Raw genomic sequence first — 17,202 nt, 5'->3', positions numbered from 1 at the left:
GCATAGATTATCTTTTTTACCCTTCAACTGCTAATCTGCCGGTTTTCTTCTGCCATCCCCCTTGCCTTCCTAATAACATAAAAAGCATAGCCGACATAATAGACAACCAGCAAAAAATACACACCCATGGTCAAAGGATCCTTTGTGTACTGCATGTTCATCTGGCTGGAATTTAAATCGGCTTGTTTTCCTGATACTTGAAAAAGATAAAACATTCTATACAGGAAACGGCTTAAAAACACAAATAACACAAACGTCTCTATCCATATATGTGTACGATAGTAAATAGTGCCTTGCCTGGTTTCAAAGCGGCTCCATTTGATCGCCATGATCAGCAGTACACTGCCCAGAAGGCTTCCTGCAATTTCATAAATATAAGATACGGGGTGAATGGCACTGACTCCGAGCAAAAGCAGGACAACCAAAAGCAAAATCGTGCTTCGAATGACCAGCCTTCTTTGATGGTACGCTTGAAAACCAATCGACCTTTTAACACGGCGGTAAAGAATAAAAGCAATAAGCAAAACTGGAATTACATACTGGCTGTAATTCATGAAATACCACCTTTCATAATTGCATCTATTTAGATGATACCTCATTCCCTTATCAGTTTATATAGCCGCTACGCTTTTTTTCTAATGAATAAAGACCAGATAGGCCATGGTTTGAGCCCTCTCCTCGCTTGTCTTGATTGCAGAACCTTGTGGTTAATAAATCGCCCGCGTGGGGTACGGGGATGTAAAAGTGATTAACACTATATCGTCACTTTATTTGATTATATTTCAGGCTGCATTTGAACATTTCCTGCAGTTGGAGCGTTAGCAGTAGAAGAAAAATTGGCATTAACCCATTTAATGCTCACCACAAGGATGCTTTTCATCTCGCAACTGGATTTTACGGGCGATTTCAAACGAAATACGAGCGACTTTTTGGACAATACGGACGAAAAATCGAAAAATTCGGGCGAAATTCTGCTGTTTACAGGCGATTTAGGATAATATACCAAGGTTGCACCCCGATTCGCTTTAGTCCACTAAAGGGGTCAGACCCCTTTCATGCTTTACCGAACAAAAGCACCATGCTTGGCTCAGACGTTTTCTAAGCCAAGCATGGTGCAGTCTATTCATTTATTTCCTTGTATTTATGTTTAAATCTTTATTTTAAGGTTATTCCATAGCCTCAGCAGTACGATGATTATCCCCTGTCATCATTTATACAAAAAGCAGCAATCTATAGAAAAATACCCTTAAAAAACAAATAGCCCTTCCAAGGCAAATAATTTTGCTCTTGAAAAGGCAGGAAACTTTAAAAGTGACTGTGTTCATTGTGGATGTCAAATTTCGCTCCAGACGCTCTCTTCCCGCGGACACCTCAAAAGCTTCCTAGCACTTTTCACGCAGGAGCTTCATCCCTTCACCGCATTAAGACGAAATCGATAATGACCTTTAACAAAGCCTAAAAAAAAGGAACAATTTGTTCTGCGTCGTAGCCTTGCTCCTCTATTTCCTTTTTAATCTCAACGGCTGCAACTTTTTCAGCATCAAAGTCGACTTGAACCTCTCCGCTTTTAAGATCTACTTCTACCTCTTCGACACCTGCAAGTCGTCCAACACTCTCTTGAATGGTTTTTACACAATGGTTACAGGACATTCCTGTTACTTTAAAGGTAATATTTTGCATATAAACTGCCTCCCGTCCTATTTTCTTTACTATGCCCTTTTTTCAGTTATCATAATCTATTCCCGTTATAGTATACTCCCCTACCCTATAAAAAAGCTTTTCAATTTTGAGCAGCCAATGGATAATTGCCGTCCTCTCATACCAGGTCCAATTTATGTTTATACCACTGCATTTCTCATGCTCTCACCTGTTCCACAGGGTCCTTTACAGGTTTGCCAAGGTAATAGCCTTGGGCAAAGTCCATTCCGATTGCTGCACAGAATTCAAGCTCTTCTTTTCTCTCTATCCCCTCTCCCAAGACTTTTATGCCCATCTCTTTCGAAATATGGACTGCCTGCTGTAAAAATTTCTGATTCATCGTGTTTTGATCGCAATATGAGATAAAATTGCGGTCTAATTTGACGTAATCCGGCTGAAGCTTGGATAGGATGTCCAATGTGGCAAACCCGCTTCCCACATCATCCAAAGCCACCTTCATCCCTGATGCCTTATAGGTTTTAAAAATATTTTTCAAATGATCAATATCGTTTATTTCTTCCGTTTCCACAACTTCAAATACGAGGTCCGACGGCGATACGTTATATTTGTCTACAATTGAAAAGGTATGCTGTAAACAAAATTCGGGGTTGTAAATCGTGGACGGCAAAAAATTAATAAAGGTTTTCATGCCGTTTGGTATTTTTCCCACTCTTGATTTAATAGCTGTTTCCCTCGCCCTCTGATCAAGAAGTGAATATAATCCCGTTTTATGTGCTGCTTCAAAAAGCATGCCGGGAGGGACCTGCTTTTCTGAGTGATCAACCCGCAGCAGGGCTTCATAACCAAAAAGGTCGTGACTCTTCAAATTAATGATGGGCTGAAAATAACTTACAAATTTGTTCGATACAATGACATCAACCATTTCCTTGTTTCGAATTCTTTCTTTTAAGACGCTTAACTCAATCATAAGCGGTACTTTAAGTTCAGAGCCTGTTACGGCGGCACGGATTTCTCCAAGACCTCCTTCCTCAAGCATTTGAATCTCTTCCTCAAGTGACTGAATAGAGTCGTAGGGTATGTATAACTTATTTTCTATTAGTTTGGGCTTAAGTCCGTTTTTAAATACTGCAAGTGAAGCAGCATCATTTACAGGCAATGCCAGAAATCCCTGATGCATGATTGGAAAAGGAATACCGCACTCAGCACACAAATATTGATTTGTCATTTTTCGAATCATCCTTTGCTAAATAATCGCTGATCTTTGTGGCTTATTATACCATTTACCCCTAAAAATACTAAATAATCTGCTGGCAGATCATACATTAACACGAATATAGCAAACCTGACTTTCTTGTTTCATTTCCTAGGACATAAGTGCAGCACAAGCGTCTTTCTTACCGGAGTAAGGAATTCATAGCTCTCGACTGATATAAAGGAAAAGAAAACTAGATGTTGACTAATTGTAGGGAGGAGACATAGAAATCTGATTGCCGATAGGCGCTGAAGCTAGACAAGAAAAATATCGACAGGTTTAGCATTTTATAAGTTCCTAAGCACAGAAAAAGCCAGCTTCCAATAGGAGCCGGCTTTTTCTGTTAATTACTTGATTTTTGTGGTATGTGATTATAATTATATTTTTCACGGTTAATTGGGGTAAATCCTTTAGGAGTATAGAAGCGCAATAGATCGCCATACACCACTTTATCAGAAAGGCTTAACCTTTCCTGTACCATTTTTTCATCATTCTTTATTTCGAGATCCTTAGGAATCGTTACACCGGTATCTGGATTATAATACTTTCCGTTCAAAGAATAGACGTCAGGACTTACAAAGTCGCCATTACGGAACGGTACAACCTGGGAGTGCTGCTTTGAAAATAAATCCGTACCAAATTGAATGTAGTCTTTAGTATCGACTCCCAATAAATGCAGCACTGTCGGCAATACATCAATCTCGCCGCCATATTGGTGTTCAATTCCACCCTTAGTGCCTGGTACATGGATAATGAGCGGAACCTCCTGAAGCTTGGCTTCTTCTACAGGCGTAATTTCGGTGCCCATAATTTTTGCCATCGCAGTCTTATGGTTTTCTGAGATACCATAATGGTCACCATAAAATACGATAACAGAATGATTGTACAGACCTGACTGTTTCAAATAATCCATAAAGCTTTTTACTGCTTCATCCAAATAGCGTGCAGTTTGGAAGTAACTGTCTACAGATGAATCCCCTGTAGTTGCAGGACCAATGGTTGCATCCTCTTTTGAAATTGGATAAGGGAAATGATTCGACAATGTTATAAATTTAGCATAGAAAGGCTGCTTCAATGTTTTAAACATAGGAATCGATTCCTTGAAGAATGGTTTATCCTTTAATCCATAATTCAAGACGTCTTTGCTGTTCATATTATACCAGCTTGCATCAAAAAAGTGGTTAATACCGAAAGACTTATACGCTTCATCCCGGTTCCAGAAGGTTTTATAATTCCCATGGAATACGGCTGAATCATAGCCTCTTTCACCCAATATAGCAGGCTGGGACTGGAATGTATTCTGTGCTTTGGTCGTAAGTACAGAGCCCTGTGGAAGACCAAACAAAGAGTTTTCCAGCATGAATTCTGCATCAGACGTTTTCCCCTGGCCCGTTTGATGGAAGAAATGATCAAAATAATATGTGCCCTTCTCATGAGTGAGTGAATTTAAATAAGGCGTCACTTCTTGCCCGTTCAGTTTGTAATTTATTAAGAAATTTTGAAAGGACTCCAAGTGAATGTAAATAATATTCATGCCTTTCGCTTTCCCGAACATCTTTGGATCAGGTTTAGCATACTGAGCTTTTACAAAGTTCCGTACATCCGTCATATCGCTGCTGTCAGCAAAAGCTTCCTGTGCGGTTGCCGTCGTGTTTTGAATGGCATCATAAATAGTAAAATTGTAGGCTCCTAGATATTTAACCAAATATTTTCTGTCAAAGGTTCTGGACAGGAGCTCAGGACGGTCTTTCTCCGCAAGGCTTAAGTTAATGCTGAAGGCCATGATGGCCAATACATAAACCGCACTCAGCCTTCTGAATCCGACACGAACCGGTTCAGGCTTGGCTACCTTTGAGACCATCAAAACAATAAGAAAAATAATATCAAGGAAATATAAAGGGTCATGAGGCTTTATCAATGCAAGTATACTTCCGCCCAAATCGCCAAAATTATTTGACTGGGTAAGTGTCGGTATCGTGATAAAATCACTAAAGAAACGATAGTACACAATATTCGCATACAAGATAAATGTCAGGATAAAATCAATTATGATAATCCAAATAAACGCCCTTCTGCCTTTTGCAAATAATGCCAGTCCCAGAAAAAAGAGTGCTGAGCTTAATGGATTAAAAAAGAGCAGAAATTTCTGCAAAGAGCCTGAAACTCCCAGATTAAATTCATTAGCATAAGCTGCATAAGTTTTTAACCAAAAAAGTATGACGGCTAAAAAGAAAAAACCAAGATGTTTGCTTAATACATGTTGGCATTTCATCAGTAAGTTATTCATTTTGTCACCTCTTAAACCATTTACTGCGGAAAATCTCTTTTTACAATTTTCCTGTGCGTGGAGGGCAAGAGATGCATCCTCCCAAAATGGAATTTCATTTTAATACTATAGATTACATTACTATACCATGAATGCAAGAAATATGTGAGAAAAATATGATTGAATAATTCCTTTGATGTTTTTTGCATTTTTAACCACAATAAAAATAATCATAGCAATGAACCATTAAGATCTCATTAAAAACGGGTTAATAATTATTATATCTTCTTTTGAGTATATTTTCCATCTCCCTAAATAGTTCATAAAGGCTATTTTATTGTTTTTTCTTCCAAACGGTGCATGTAATCATAGAATGTCCAGTCATAATGCCCCATTATTCTCTTGTTCGAGAAATATTTTCCTAAAGCTGTGTTATAGGACACTGTTGTTTTTTAGCACATTCGTGAGAAACGGCCGTTTCACACGAATGTGCTAAAAAATGAGCAGTTATCAACATTGAAATTTAACACAGCCTTTCCTAAAAAAATTCAAACAAATTGCTGGTACAAAACCTTTGCTGTATACAGTCTTTGATGGTAGACCCTATTTTTGATGCTAAATTTAGCTCAAACTCAATGAAACAGCAAGTTGGGTAGGAACAATGTTAAAAAAAAATACAAAAAAAAGGGAGGCCCAATTGGGAACCTTCCCTTATCCAGCTTCTATAAAACCTTTTCTATCTGTTAATGGGATTTTTCACCTGTACTAATATGTTTGCGTGCTATAACGGTAACCAAAATCGCCAGAACAACTGCAATGGCCCCTACAAAGAAAGGCACATGCGGATTGTACCATTCAGCAAGCTTTCCAGCTAAATATGGTGCAATGGCCCCTCCAATAAAACGGACGAAGCTGTACGCCGCAGAAGCAGTAGAACGTTCCACAGGTGAAGATTCCATTACTGCAGTTGTGATCAATGTGTTGTTTGTACCTAAGAAAGCACCTGCAATAATAACACATACAATAACCGTTGCTGTTGAATTTGTCCATATCCCCATTGCCAAAAGAGCAAGTGCGAATAAAAACAGGGCTATCGCCATAGATCTTACAGTTCCAAAACGTTTTTCCAATTTAGGTGCTACAAATACAGACGTAAAGGCAAGCAGAATTCCCCATCCAAAGAAAACATAACCTAATCCGTGTGCATCAAGATTCATGACAAATGGAGTATACGCCATCAATGTAAAAAATCCAAAATTATAGAGCAATGCTGTAAAGGCCAGTGCCAAAAGACCAGGATAACGCAGTGCACGGAATGGATCCAGAATGGAGCTTCGTTGTTTTGGCTTTGGCACGGTTGGCAATAAGAAAGAAACAGCTATGAAAGCAATGGCCATAAGGACTGCTACACCAAAAAACGGCCCTCTCCATGAAATAGATCCCAACTCTCCGCCCAAAAGCGGTCCTACAGAGATTCCGAGCCCAAGAGCCGCTTCATATAAAATGATGGCTTTCGCAGTTCCCCCAGTTGAGACACCTACAATGACTGCTAAAGCTGTAGCAATAAACAAGGCATTTCCAAGCCCCCAGCCTGCCCGAAAGCTGACCAGCTGGCTGATTCCCCCTGAAAAGCCGCCTAAAGCAGAAAAAATAACAATAAGAATAAGACCAATTAATAATGTCCATTTAGGGCCAATACGGCTGGAGACAAACCCAGTAATTATCATGGCCAGCCCGGTGATTAAATTATAGCTTGAAAATAATAGAGAAACCTGGCTCGGAGTGGCATGTAAATTTTTTGCAATGGCAGGAAGAATGGGATCAACAAGCCCAAGTCCCATAAAAGAAATAACACATGCAAAGGCGACCGCCCAAACGGCTTTTGGCTGCTTCTGCTGCTTGACGCCTGCGTTTTCCACTGATGTTGCTTGCATTTTATTATCAACTTCCTAACTAAAATAATTTTTATTTTTTCGCCTAATAATGACTAAGTAATCTTATTTTATAATGAGTACCGGACAGGCACTTGTTTGTATAACCTTATGGCTGACGCTTCCAAATACCACTTCACCGAGAGTGCTTAGCCCCCTGATTCCCATGATAATAAGGTCAAATTCCTGGGAAACAGCCGTAATTTCCTCTGCTGGATCCCCACTTTTATAAATGGAATGATACGCAGCCTCCTGCTTTGCCAGCAACTGATGTATAGGAGCTAAGATTTGTCGCCCTTCCTTTTCCAGCAAATCATCAATTTGATCAATGTCGATTCCAGCTGTATCTATAAAATGAATATCCGGATTAACATGCAAGAGAGTGATTGTGCTTGTGCCTCCCATTTTCTTTACCAATTTAGCCGCTTCAGTGACAGCAAGATGGGAATGCTCAGAACCATCAACGGGGACGAGAATTTTTTCATACATTTTTTAACCTCCTTTTTATATTCCAAGTCCAATCTCGGTAATTTTACGTTAACGTAAAATTAATATGATTTTATTATATTTTTTTCAACATCTTACGTCAACGTTAATTTTTTGCAACAATATCCACTTCCTTTCATATACTTTATTAGCACAGTGTTAGGCTGTGCCAGCTATCATCGAAAGGGGGTGAGACAATGAATACTAGAAGCACGTTAAATGCTTTGTTTGGAGTATGGTTTCTTCTAGCCCCATGGATTCTTGACTTTTCTGGTCAAACTGGAGCAATGTGGACCAGCGTTATTATAGGATTAGTACAATTTATTGCCGCACTGTGGAGTTACAACAAATCCGGTTGGGGGACATGGCAGGATTGGGTAACCTTCATCACAGGGGTATGGTTTATCATTTTCCCTTTCGCGTACTCCCTAAACGGATCCGTTGAATGGATCAGTGTAATCCTTGGCTTGCTTACTGCTATTTTCAGTCTCTGGAATCTCAGCGGTACATCTGAATGAAGTGAATTCTAGCTTTCACAAAAACATACACCTATAGAAAAAGCATTCTGCTTCATTACAGGCCTTGTCAAGGTCTGTTTTTCTTTTTGGCCTTTTAAAAGCTTAACCTATGCTGAATAGAGTGAAAATCAACCTGCAGGATGGCCAGGTCGCTGCCAATGTCACATTACAATCCCATATAAATTTAAATCCAACGTTGATTGCAGCGGAAGGCACGAGACTCCTGCGGGATCAGCGTGCCAGGGAAGACCCCGCAGGAGCTTGCGACGAGGAGGCTTCCCGTTCGCCCCGCGGAAAGCGAGTGCCTGCAGTGGAAATCAACCTGCAGAAAATTAGAGCAATACCAATATAAACGGCTGCCCGCATGAAAAAAAGTACCCTTCTAAAAGGATACTTTTTTACTGTGGCTGTTTTCGCATAGACTGCTGCTTCCTCCAATTGATATTTAGTCGAAGAAGCAAAAATTAACCTTTCCTATTGAACCTTATATAAATAAATTTCCCACCAAGAGTCTTTTGAATTGAAGCTTTTCTCAAAAGCCAAATGATTTTGTTTAGCATTCAAAATCGGAACTGCAGATAGGACATATCTCCCGCCCATTTGCTTTAATACAGCTGTATTTAACTGCAGATGTTTTATTTTTACATTTGAGTATTTTGAATACATATAATGTTCACCAAGCTCACTGACAAAAATATAGCACCTGCCTCCCCATTGGTCGAAGTAGGATTTCAGCTCCGGACTTTTGTTCAGTTCTGGTGCAATGATTTTCCTGAATTGATGCTTATAGCTCAGCGGATAGAAGTTGTTGTATGTATCTAACGTATAGAATCCGTTATATTGAGCAATATCTGGGTGAATGCCTATGCTGACAACCCGGTATTGACTCTGTGGAAGACCGATGTAATTTTTAATATCGGTGAATTGCTGCTGTGCAAAATATTGCTTATAGCTTGGGTCATCACTGTAATTAATTTGTTCATTCGTAGGAATTATCATCCAAAGCTGTGCCGCCAGCAAGACTGTAACGGCTATATGCCCCCATTTGCCCATCCTCCAGAGGATTCTTAGGGAAATCGCAAACAGCACATAGATAATCCCCGGCCTTAAGTAATGAAATCGTCCAAAATTAAAAGTAGTTAAGATGGCAATATGGTCTTTTAAAGGCTGCCACCCTTCAAAAAACCAAAACGCATACCAGAGCGAAAGGACAAAATTCAGGATATGAAGGCCAATAAATAGCTTTTCTTTTCTCCATTCCTTTTTCACCAGCACAATTCCCAAAGCAATTAAGGTAAGCGGCATAATAACGACGGCAGATTCCGTTCTGTCCTGATTATGGCTCAAAACATAGTTTCTTATCGTCAATGACAGGGAATCCATCAGGCCGTTGTCGGATTCAACAAATTCATTTCGGTTGGTTAAACCCGATGGCACAATCATTGAAACGACCAATCTATAATCGATAAGCAAATAAATACAGGTCATATACAGAATAGAGAGAAGAAAGACCCCATTCCATTTCTTTGCCCTCCAAGCGTCGACTGCCCAAAAAATACCCAGTACTGAAAGAAAGAAACAAAAACCAAGGATAAAGCTGGACAGAAACGGCAGGATGGTCAAAACCGCAAAGTTCTTCCAGGACCTGCTTCCATTCCGTATATTTAAAAAGGCCCATAAAGCAAGAGGCATTCCAAGGATACTGAGCATTCCTGAAGGCCAAAAAGGCGTTAAAGCAAAGGTCAAGGCTGTACCAGCCTGAATCAGTGCATAGTCCTTCTCTTTCATGAAATGATGCTTTAGCAGCAAATACATCCCCAGAAAAGCTCCAAGCCGTGTAATGAGTTGTGTTAAGCCATATGCAATGATGGGAGGGAAAATTGAAAAGAGAACGACAACCCCGTAGAATTGAGAATAAAAAGCATCCCTTCTCATTTCACCATTAATAATCTGAGGAATATGAGCGTTTAATGAGCCAAAGAGCTGGCCGCTTTCGTTTAACACTTTATACCAGGCTATATTTGAGTCCAAATTATCCTGAACCCGCATATGGGCATTCTGTCCAAGAAAAAAATATGGGGATACCCAGATTATAATAATAAGAAGAGATACCCCTATATAAATCTTTTCCTTTGTCCCCAGTCCACTATGTAATCTGTTACTTTGTTTAAAACCTGCCATTTCGTTCTCCTATTCAACTTCTTTGTTTCTATTTCTATATATCATTCAGCAGCCGTAAAAAAGTGTAAGGAAGTATGCTTGGCTGCTTACTTGTTTTCTATTATAAAAGGCTTCGATGATAAATTTCCAGTAAGGCTGTTTTCGCATCGATTGTTGCTTTTCGCAAAAGTATTAAATTCGTGTAAAATGAGTCTTCGTGGCATCTTTTCGTAAGCAATTCACAGGTTTACTACAGAGCCTATGAATTTCACTATTTTTTTGTTAAATAGCAACAAAGTTTACGAAAAGAGCCTCCAGTAAAGAAGCCAAATAAGACGTTAGCCTCATAGACTCTGAATTCCGCCTAAATAAATTACTATAATATCCTATAGCTCAGATTGATGAGCTGACTCTTTCCAATTTTAAATTATACCTGTACGTCTCCTCATCGGAAGAAAGCTTATAACCAAGAACAGGACTAAAATCCAGAGAAATCCGGTGATAAAGATGTTTTTGGCTTTCTTTGGATAGAATAAATGGAATGCCTTCCACTTCAAACACGTCATCCTGCTCTGAAATTCTGTCAATTATAAGGGAGTAATCCACGTATAATGCACAGCTTCCAACGTATACAGCCTGAATTCTAACACCTTCGCCATCCAGCAGATGATATTTCTTGAGCTCGAGAGCAGCGGAAGCCTTCACAACAATTTCCATACAATACCCCTTTCTTGGTACCTTCTCTTATTTCATTATAGAACGGAAAAAGGTGCCAGGCAATGTGGCACCTTTTTTAACTGCTTTTATTCTACACTTGTTTCCAAGTTTACTGTTATGTTTCCTCTTGTAGCTTTTGAATAAGGACAGAAATGGTGAGCTTTTTCAACAAGCTCTTCCAGCTGATCCTTTTCAATTCCCTTGCCTTTTACGTGCAGGGTCACTTCAAGTTTAAATCCATCATCCGTTTCATCCTTTAGCAAACTCACATTTGCAGTGGTTTCAGATTCAAACTTCACACGAGCTTTGCTGGCCATTAACTGAAGCGCACCGTCAAAGCAAGCGGAATACCCGGAAGCAAACAGCTGTTCAGGATTGGTCGCTTCAGGAAGCTTTTTCGCTCTCGGAGTTCCAGGCATGGCAAGATCAAATTTTATTTTTCCATCAGAAGACTCAACTCTTCCCTCTCTGCCGCCAACAGCGGTCGCAGTAGAAGTAAATAATTTTTCAGACATTGTTTAACCTCCTCATATTTAAAAGAACCGTGACAAGAAGGGAATTAGCTCTTCTTTCCTTCCTAGTAGATTATTCACTTTTCACCGGTTGTTTAAACCTTTTTCAGCATATAGTACAATTCGAATAATATTGTTTCATGGTTAGTTCACAGATCTACCAATTATCCCCAAGTTTATTTATCAGAAAAACAATTTATTCATAGGCTTCATGGTAAAATAAGAGAAAATGATTGTTAAAGGAAGTTTAATGGATGAAATTCTTATTAAAATTATTTCCTCTTATCGCAAACAAAACCTTTTCAAATCTGCATGCGGATTTGCTATTTGATAGAATCAAGCGGATATCCCTTTTGCTCATCATTACGTACCCCTGTTTCTTTTATGTTGATTTTTTTCTACTTCATTCCGTTCAAAATCACTTATTCCGATCCATTCTGTCCGGAGTCCATCTTACAGGATTCCTATACTCACTCTGCTTTCTTGTTTGTTATAAAAAAATAACGTCCCGCTTAAAACCAACACTGATTCTGCTCTCTGTTATAGTGTACCTGCTGCTGGGATTGGTATCGTCCCTGAACAGCCAGCTGCTTACAGGAAATATTGATGCGTATGTCATTATTCTTATGGCAGTTGCGACAATACTCCCTCTTCATCCGATCAAATCCAGCCTTCTTTTTGGCTGTACTCAAATCTTCTTTTTAGCAGGTTTGAACATAATGGAGCTTAATCACAATTCATTACTGACAAAAGAAATCAATTCTACTGGTGCAGCCATCATCGCCTTCTTTATATCCTTTACCTTTTTTTCTTATAAACTAAAGGACTTTCAATACGAACAGAGGCTTAAGGAAGATAAGGAAAGCTTTCATACCCTTTTTCACATTAACCCGACCCCTCTTTTGATTATAAGAATAAATGATTATCAAATTCTTTTAATGAATCAGCATGCCAGGGATTATTACCAGCTGCCTGATTCTGAAACAGCCGATGGAAGTTTCTTTTTTAAGGCTCCTTTCATCGGAGAGAGGATTCTGCATAGACTGATGTCCGAACGCAGCATCAAAAATTATGCTATCAAACATACGGGTTTAGGCCTTTCGCATAAATGGTCGCTTCTTAATATGGAATGTGTAGAATATGCTCAGGAATCATGTATTTTGATTGGTTCAACAGATATTACTCATCTAAAACAAAAAGAAGAGGAGCTTTTGGAGCATGCCTCCCTTGATCCACTGACAGGAGTACTAAATCGCAGAAGCGGCATTGCGTTTTTAGAGGAGCTGCTAAATAATCCTATGCCCTCTGCCTTTATCCTCGGGTTTATTGATATTAATGACCTCAAAAAAGTGAATGACCAACTTGGGCATTCAGCAGGAGACGAAATGATCAAAAGGGTTTGTGCCATTGTTCAAGAAAAAATGGACTCTTCGGATGCTTTTTTTCGATTTGGAGGAGATGAATTCATCCTTGTATCAAAAAGAAAGACAGTTGAAGGCATTCAAGACTTTTGGGACTCTGTAACAATGGAATTTGAGCATTATAACGCATCTGATAAAGCACCTTATCGTTTATCAGTCAGTCATGGATTTATTGAACATAAAAAAGGCAGCAGCATTACCGTAGAAGCGCTACTGGAACATGCTGATAAAGAAATGTACAAGGAAAAACAGCGCTATAAACGCCAGCTGACGTATTGAATGGTGGCTAAGCAAAGAAATGGGAACATTCTTTTTACGAACAAACGCAGAGTATTCACCTCTGCGTTTTTTTTGAGATTCAGTTTTGTATGCTTCCTAATGAAATTCGTTAGTCGTACATTTGGAAGTTTCGGCTTTATTATCGAAGAATCGGTTAAACTGTTTTAACCAGGTCCAGGTGTCCGGACAGTTGGCTAACGGCTTGTTTCCGTTAATTCCAGCATATAATCCCCTACCTGGTTTTCTTCATAAAGATTAGTAATTGAAGTAGAGTAATTAGTAATCTCACCTCTAAAAGATAAATGAAGATGAGGAACTTCAATATTAAAATCATTTTTATAGAGAAGTGTTGTGACCATATGATAATCTTCACTTTTCACCTTAAAACTGAAATGAATTCTATCAAGCAATTGATCTGTTTGCTTGTCTTTCACTTTTTCATGCTGAAAATCATCAGCCTTGAAATGAGTATGATTTATGATAACTTCCTTTTCCATACACACAACCCCCAATAAATGCTTTCTCTCATTATTAACATTTGCTTATCCTCTTATTTTATTACAAAAACAATGGAATATCTTTTTATCTGCTTATAAGACAAAATGGTAAATTTTTTATTAAATTTTCAAAATACTTTAGTTGCAATTGGAAACCAAATCCCATATACTGTATTTGAATTCTTAAATTTCAAGTTAAAGGAGGAATAGAAGCTAATGAGAATGTCTGTTGTTTTGTTGATTGTCTGAGCTTAAAGGGGATACGTCTGCCCATTTTAGTAAAGTCAATCGTAAAACAACGAACATTCAGGCTCCTTTCCTTTTTATTATTCAGGTATATATTTTACTGCGATGAAAAGGGGAGTGTACGTTCACTTCTCTTTTTTATGTTTTGCAGCCGATGTCTTCGGAAGGAATACTTCCATTGGAAGTAAGATGTCTGATTCTTCTCCTTGTTTTCCGGTTGGCTTTTGCCAATTTAAAAGGAGGACTTAGAGTGAGTATTGTATCTATTGAAAATGTAACCCATTATTACGGGGATAAACTTGTCCTTAAGGATATTAATGTCCGCTTGCTGAAAAATGAACATGTAGGCCTTGTCGGAACAAATGGTTCCGGCAAATCTACCCTGCTTAAAATTTTATTTGGCGTCCTATTACCAGATGAAGGACAGATCAGCTGGATGCCAAATGTGAGGGCAGGATATTTGGAGCAGCATATCCAGCTCCCCGAGGGAACCTCAATTAGAAATTATTTAAGAAGCGCTTTCCATTCTTTATATGAAGCGGAAAAAAAATTAAACGAAACAGCAAATAAATTGGGAGCCTGCCGGGCGAAAGAATTAGAAAGGCTGTTAAAAGTTTATGCTGAACTTCAAGAAAGGCTTGAGCTTCATGACTTTTATTATATTGACAAAAAAATAGAGGAGCTGGCGGACGGACTTGGCATAACGGCGCTCGGCATGGACACCGATGTGGCTCAATTAAGCGGCGGTCAGCGAACAAAGTTGCTGCTTGCAAAATTACTGTTGGAAGAGCCGGATATTTTGCTTTTGGATGAACCGACAAATTATCTCGATTATGAGCAGGTGAATTGGCTGAAAGGATATTTAAAAAACTATCCGTATGCCTTCATCCTGATATCACATGATAGCTCTTTTCTCAATGAGGTTGTCAAGATCATTTATCATCTTGAGCATAAACAATTAATGAGGTATATAGGAAATTATCATCAGTTCCAGGAAGCATATGAATTCCGGAAGCAGCAGATTTTCCAGGCCTTTGAACGTCAGCAGACAGAAATTAACAAACTTGAAACGTTTATTGATAAAAACAAAGCAAGGGCCTCCACATCAAAACAGGCAAAATCCAGAGAGAAAAAACTAATGAAAATCAATCGGATTGAGAAGCCCGTTCCTCCGGCGAAGCCTTTCTTTACGTTTCAGGCAGGCGATCGGCCCGGAAGCCTGATTGTAGAGCTTGACCAATTAATAGTCGGATATGAAAAACCTCTCTTCCTTCCTCTTTGCATAACGTTAAAAAGAGGTGAAAAAGCCGCTATCACTGGGTACAATGGGATTGGAAAATCCACAACTCTAAAGACAATCATGGGGGAAATACCTCCTCTAAGCGGCAAAGCGCTTTTCGGCCAAAATGTTAAACCTGCTTATTTTGAGCAGGAGTGGACGACACACTCCGTTCAAACACCTCTTGACTATATTTGGTCGCGTTATCCTTTGATGAACCAACAGGAGGTCCGGCAATCACTAGCCAGAACAGCCCTAAAACAAGAGCATATTCTTCAGCCTTTGCATACGTTAAGCGGAGGAGAGCAAACAAGAGTAAGGCTTTGCGAGTTAATGCTTGAAGACAGCAACTGGCTGATTTTGGATGAACCTACCAATCACCTCGATCCAATGGCGAAAAGAGTGCTATCTGCTGCCTTGCGTGATTATGAAGGAACTGTTTTACTCGTATCGCATGAACCGGAGTTTTACCAGGATTGGATTACGCAGGTCTGGAATCTTGAAAACCTTCAGCGCTAAGAGTTTAAGAGGGTGACTCAAATGGCGGTTATAAGCGGCCTTTTGAGTCATCTTTATTAAATTTTTGGACAGAAAAAGGAAAAGCGGAAATCAACTAGCAGGATGACCAGAACGATGCCTATATCGATGTACAATCCAATTTTTGATTTAATTCAAGGGTTGATTGGTGCGGATACACGAGACTCCTGCGAGATCAGCGTGTCAGGGAAGACCCCGCAGGAGCCTGCGACGAAGAGGCTTCCCGCATGCCTCGCGGAAAGCGAGTGCCTGCAGCGGAAATCAACCAGCAGGATGATCAGAACGCTGCCTATATCTATGTAAAATTATTTGAATTTAACTTAACTTAAAGATAGGTTGAAGCGAAAAGAAATTCTGCAGTAGAAACAAACCAACAAAAGAAGTTATTGTCACCAGGGTCACTTAATATCATTGCACCCTTTGGGACAGCCTCTTTTTCATTTTCAAAACAGGAGTTTTATCACGCGGAAGCGAACAAGTTAGTAGAGATTGATATAGGAGGAATTCCGTTGGAGCTAAAGCAATATATCTATACCCTAAAGCTTTTTCCAGCTTTACTGGATGAAAAAAACTGGACAGAAAGAGAACATGCCGTTGTCTCCCGGCATTTTGAAGCCTTACAAAAGCTGATGGAACAAGATAAACTAATCCTTGCAGGAAGAACGCTAAATATGGATGAAACCACATTCGGCATCGTGATATTACAAACCACTACCGAGGAAGAAGCAAGGAATTTAATGGAACAGGATCCCGCTGTAAAAGAACAAGTCATGACAGCAGAGCTATTTCCTTATAAAATTGCCTTAATGAATGAAAGGTTTGTGAAGGGACATTGACTAAAGGAGGCATAACATGATGAATGAAGAATTCTGGATGGCCATCGTTCAATGTGATCAACAATTTGATGGCATCTTTTTTTACGGTGTGAAGACAACACGAATTTTTTGCAGGCCTTCCTGCTGTTCCAGAACTCCTAAGAAACAGAATGTAGTGATCTTTTCAGATAACCAGATGCCGGCAGAGCAAGGGTTCCGCCCCTGTAAACGGTGCAGGCCTGATCAACTCATGCCTCCAAGCCCTAAAGAAAAGCTTATCCAACAGGCTGTTCACTATCTTTCCAAACATTATAGCAGGGAGATTGGGCTAAAAGAATTAGCTGAGGTTCTATATATCAGCCCTTATTATTTACAAAGAACCTTTAAAAGCATTATGGGCCTCTCTCCCTCTGATTATGTAAAAGTAAAAAGAATAGAAGAAGCAAAATTGAGATTAAAAACCGGAAATGAGAGCTTAACAAACATTGCTTTTGAAATAGGATTTAAAAACTCTGCTTATTTTTCTTCGGTGTTTAAACAAATAGAAGGTGTTACGCCTTCTGAATACCGCCAAACGATTCAGCACTGCGTTTTACCGGATTAAATAGCAAGATATGAAAAGACAAT

At 39.3% G+C, this 17,202-nt stretch carries 17 protein-coding genes; 7 read left to right on the top strand and 10 right to left on the bottom strand.

The features are described 5' to 3' along the window. Positions 1 to 23: 23 nt before the first annotated feature. The 6 genes from A5N88_RS21225 to A5N88_RS21200 form a co-directional block, all read right to left on the bottom strand. A complete protein-coding gene (locus tag A5N88_RS21225; RefSeq protein ID WP_066269758.1) occupies positions 24 to 554 on the bottom strand; it encodes a CcdC protein domain-containing protein in 531 nt (176 codons plus the stop codon). A 901-nt stretch (positions 555 to 1,455) separates the two neighbouring features. Then, a complete protein-coding gene (gene copZ, locus A5N88_RS21220) occupies positions 1,456 to 1,680 on the bottom strand; it encodes a copper chaperone CopZ (RefSeq protein WP_066269756.1) in 225 nt (74 codons plus the stop codon). A 175-nt stretch (positions 1,681 to 1,855) separates the two neighbouring features. After that, positions 1,856 to 2,884, bottom strand: coding sequence for an EAL domain-containing protein (locus A5N88_RS21215; RefSeq protein ID WP_066269755.1), 1,029 nt, complete (start codon positions 2,882 to 2,884; stop codon positions 1,856 to 1,858). Positions 2,885 to 3,254: 370 nt separating this feature from the next. Beyond that, positions 3,255 to 5,198, bottom strand: a complete 1,944-nt coding sequence (gene ltaS / locus A5N88_RS21210; RefSeq protein ID WP_066269753.1) for a lipoteichoic acid synthase — start codon at positions 5,196 to 5,198, stop codon at positions 3,255 to 3,257. A 722-nt stretch (positions 5,199 to 5,920) separates the two neighbouring features. Beyond that, entirely contained in the window at positions 5,921 to 7,111 is a 1,191-nt protein-coding gene (locus A5N88_RS21205; RefSeq protein ID WP_066269751.1) for an MFS transporter, read from the bottom strand. 63 nt (positions 7,112 to 7,174) lie between these two features. Next, entirely contained in the window at positions 7,175 to 7,597 is a 423-nt protein-coding gene (locus A5N88_RS21200; RefSeq protein WP_066269749.1) for a universal stress protein, read from the bottom strand. Positions 7,598 to 7,791: 194 nt separating this feature from the next. Here A5N88_RS21200 and A5N88_RS21195 point away from each other — a divergent pair, with 194 nt between their 5' ends. Next, the gene (locus A5N88_RS21195; protein WP_066269747.1) at positions 7,792 to 8,112 is read left to right on the top strand and encodes an SPW repeat protein; all 321 of its coding nucleotides are present in this window, start codon (positions 7,792 to 7,794) and stop codon (positions 8,110 to 8,112) included. Between the two features lie 109 nt (positions 8,113 to 8,221). Continuing rightward, positions 8,222 to 8,464 (top strand): hypothetical protein, encoded by a 243-nt coding sequence (locus A5N88_RS21190; protein WP_066269745.1) that lies wholly within the window; start codon positions 8,222 to 8,224, stop codon positions 8,462 to 8,464. Positions 8,465 to 8,586: 122 nt separating this feature from the next. On the opposite strand, the gene A5N88_RS21185 is transcribed toward A5N88_RS21190, so the two are convergent. The 3 genes from A5N88_RS21185 to A5N88_RS21175 form a co-directional block, all read right to left on the bottom strand. Next, a complete protein-coding gene (locus A5N88_RS21185) occupies positions 8,587 to 10,293 on the bottom strand; it encodes a DUF6044 family protein (protein ID WP_066269743.1) in 1,707 nt (568 codons plus the stop codon). A gap of 372 nt (positions 10,294 to 10,665) precedes the next feature. Next, a complete protein-coding gene (locus tag A5N88_RS21180; RefSeq protein WP_066269742.1) occupies positions 10,666 to 10,989 on the bottom strand; it encodes an iron-sulfur cluster biosynthesis family protein in 324 nt (107 codons plus the stop codon). 86 nt (positions 10,990 to 11,075) lie between these two features. After that, positions 11,076 to 11,504, bottom strand: coding sequence for an organic hydroperoxide resistance protein (locus A5N88_RS21175; protein WP_066269739.1), 429 nt, complete (start codon positions 11,502 to 11,504; stop codon positions 11,076 to 11,078). Between the two features lie 251 nt (positions 11,505 to 11,755). On the opposite strand from A5N88_RS21175, the gene A5N88_RS21170 reads away from it, so the two are divergent. Next, entirely contained in the window at positions 11,756 to 13,201 is a 1,446-nt protein-coding gene (locus tag A5N88_RS21170; protein ID WP_066269737.1) for a sensor domain-containing diguanylate cyclase, read from the top strand. A gap of 194 nt (positions 13,202 to 13,395) precedes the next feature. Here the strand turns inward: A5N88_RS21170 and A5N88_RS21165 are convergent, their stop codons facing one another. Then, the gene (locus tag A5N88_RS21165) at positions 13,396 to 13,698 is read right to left on the bottom strand and encodes a DUF3219 family protein (RefSeq protein WP_066269735.1); all 303 of its coding nucleotides are present in this window, start codon (positions 13,696 to 13,698) and stop codon (positions 13,396 to 13,398) included. A 496-nt stretch (positions 13,699 to 14,194) separates the two neighbouring features. Here A5N88_RS21165 and A5N88_RS21160 point away from each other — a divergent pair, with 496 nt between their 5' ends. From A5N88_RS21160 to A5N88_RS21150, 4 genes are all read left to right on the top strand, one after another. Continuing rightward, positions 14,195 to 15,742 carry an ABC-F family ATP-binding cassette domain-containing protein gene (locus A5N88_RS21160; protein ID WP_066269733.1) on the top strand — a complete coding sequence of 516 codons (1,548 nt, stop codon included), beginning with the start codon at positions 14,195 to 14,197 and terminating at the stop codon, positions 15,740 to 15,742. Between the two features lie 114 nt (positions 15,743 to 15,856). Then, positions 15,857 to 16,063 (top strand): hypothetical protein, encoded by a 207-nt coding sequence (locus A5N88_RS25230; protein ID WP_157090750.1) that lies wholly within the window; start codon positions 15,857 to 15,859, stop codon positions 16,061 to 16,063. A gap of 206 nt (positions 16,064 to 16,269) precedes the next feature. Beyond that, on the top strand, positions 16,270 to 16,596 hold the full coding sequence (locus A5N88_RS21155; RefSeq protein WP_066269731.1) for a YciI family protein: 327 nt from the start codon (positions 16,270 to 16,272) through the stop codon (positions 16,594 to 16,596). A gap of 16 nt (positions 16,597 to 16,612) precedes the next feature. Further along, the gene (locus A5N88_RS21150) at positions 16,613 to 17,179 is read left to right on the top strand and encodes a bifunctional transcriptional activator/DNA repair enzyme AdaA (protein WP_083953246.1); all 567 of its coding nucleotides are present in this window, start codon (positions 16,613 to 16,615) and stop codon (positions 17,177 to 17,179) included. The last annotated feature ends 23 nt before the right edge of the window (positions 17,180 to 17,202 follow it).

It is taken from the genome of Heyndrickxia acidicola, assembly GCF_001636425.1.
Taxonomy (GTDB): Bacteria; Bacillota; Bacilli; order Bacillales; family Bacillaceae_C; genus Bacillus_AE; species Bacillus_AE acidicola.
The sequence above is the reverse complement of the archived record's forward strand: the minus strand, read 5'-3'. Positions and strand labels throughout refer to the sequence as shown.

Bases quoted from the DNA above. Each gene is read 5' to 3' on its own strand.
- A5N88_RS21225 (WP_066269758.1), bottom strand. From the start codon at position 554: ATGAATTACAGCCAGTATGTAATTCCAGTTTTGCTTATTGCTTTTATT.
- copZ (WP_066269756.1), bottom strand. From the start codon at position 1,680: ATGCAAAATATTACCTTTAAAGTAACAGGAATGTCCTGTAACCATTGT.
- A5N88_RS21215 (WP_066269755.1), bottom strand. From the start codon at position 2,884: ATGACAAATCAATATTTGTGTGCTGAGTGCGGTATTCCTTTTCCAATC.
- ltaS (WP_066269753.1), bottom strand. From the start codon at position 5,198: ATGAATAACTTACTGATGAAATGCCAACATGTATTAAGCAAACATCTT.
- A5N88_RS21205 (WP_066269751.1), bottom strand. From the start codon at position 7,111: ATGCAAGCAACATCAGTGGAAAACGCAGGCGTCAAGCAGCAGAAGCAG.
- A5N88_RS21200 (WP_066269749.1), bottom strand. From the start codon at position 7,597: ATGTATGAAAAAATTCTCGTCCCCGTTGATGGTTCTGAGCATTCCCAT.
- A5N88_RS21195 (WP_066269747.1), top strand. From the start codon at position 7,792: ATGAATACTAGAAGCACGTTAAATGCTTTGTTTGGAGTATGGTTTCTT.
- A5N88_RS21190 (WP_066269745.1), top strand. From the start codon at position 8,222: ATGCTGAATAGAGTGAAAATCAACCTGCAGGATGGCCAGGTCGCTGCC.
- A5N88_RS21185 (WP_066269743.1), bottom strand. From the start codon at position 10,293: ATGGCAGGTTTTAAACAAAGTAACAGATTACATAGTGGACTGGGGACA.
- A5N88_RS21180 (WP_066269742.1), bottom strand. From the start codon at position 10,989: ATGGAAATTGTTGTGAAGGCTTCCGCTGCTCTCGAGCTCAAGAAATAT.
- A5N88_RS21175 (WP_066269739.1), bottom strand. From the start codon at position 11,504: ATGTCTGAAAAATTATTTACTTCTACTGCGACCGCTGTTGGCGGCAGA.
- A5N88_RS21170 (WP_066269737.1), top strand. From the start codon at position 11,756: ATGAAATTCTTATTAAAATTATTTCCTCTTATCGCAAACAAAACCTTT.
- A5N88_RS21165 (WP_066269735.1), bottom strand. From the start codon at position 13,698: ATGGAAAAGGAAGTTATCATAAATCATACTCATTTCAAGGCTGATGAT.
- A5N88_RS25230 (WP_157090750.1), top strand. From the start codon at position 15,857: ATGCCTATATCGATGTACAATCCAATTTTTGATTTAATTCAAGGGTTG.
- A5N88_RS21150 (WP_083953246.1), top strand. From the start codon at position 16,613: ATGATGAATGAAGAATTCTGGATGGCCATCGTTCAATGTGATCAACAA.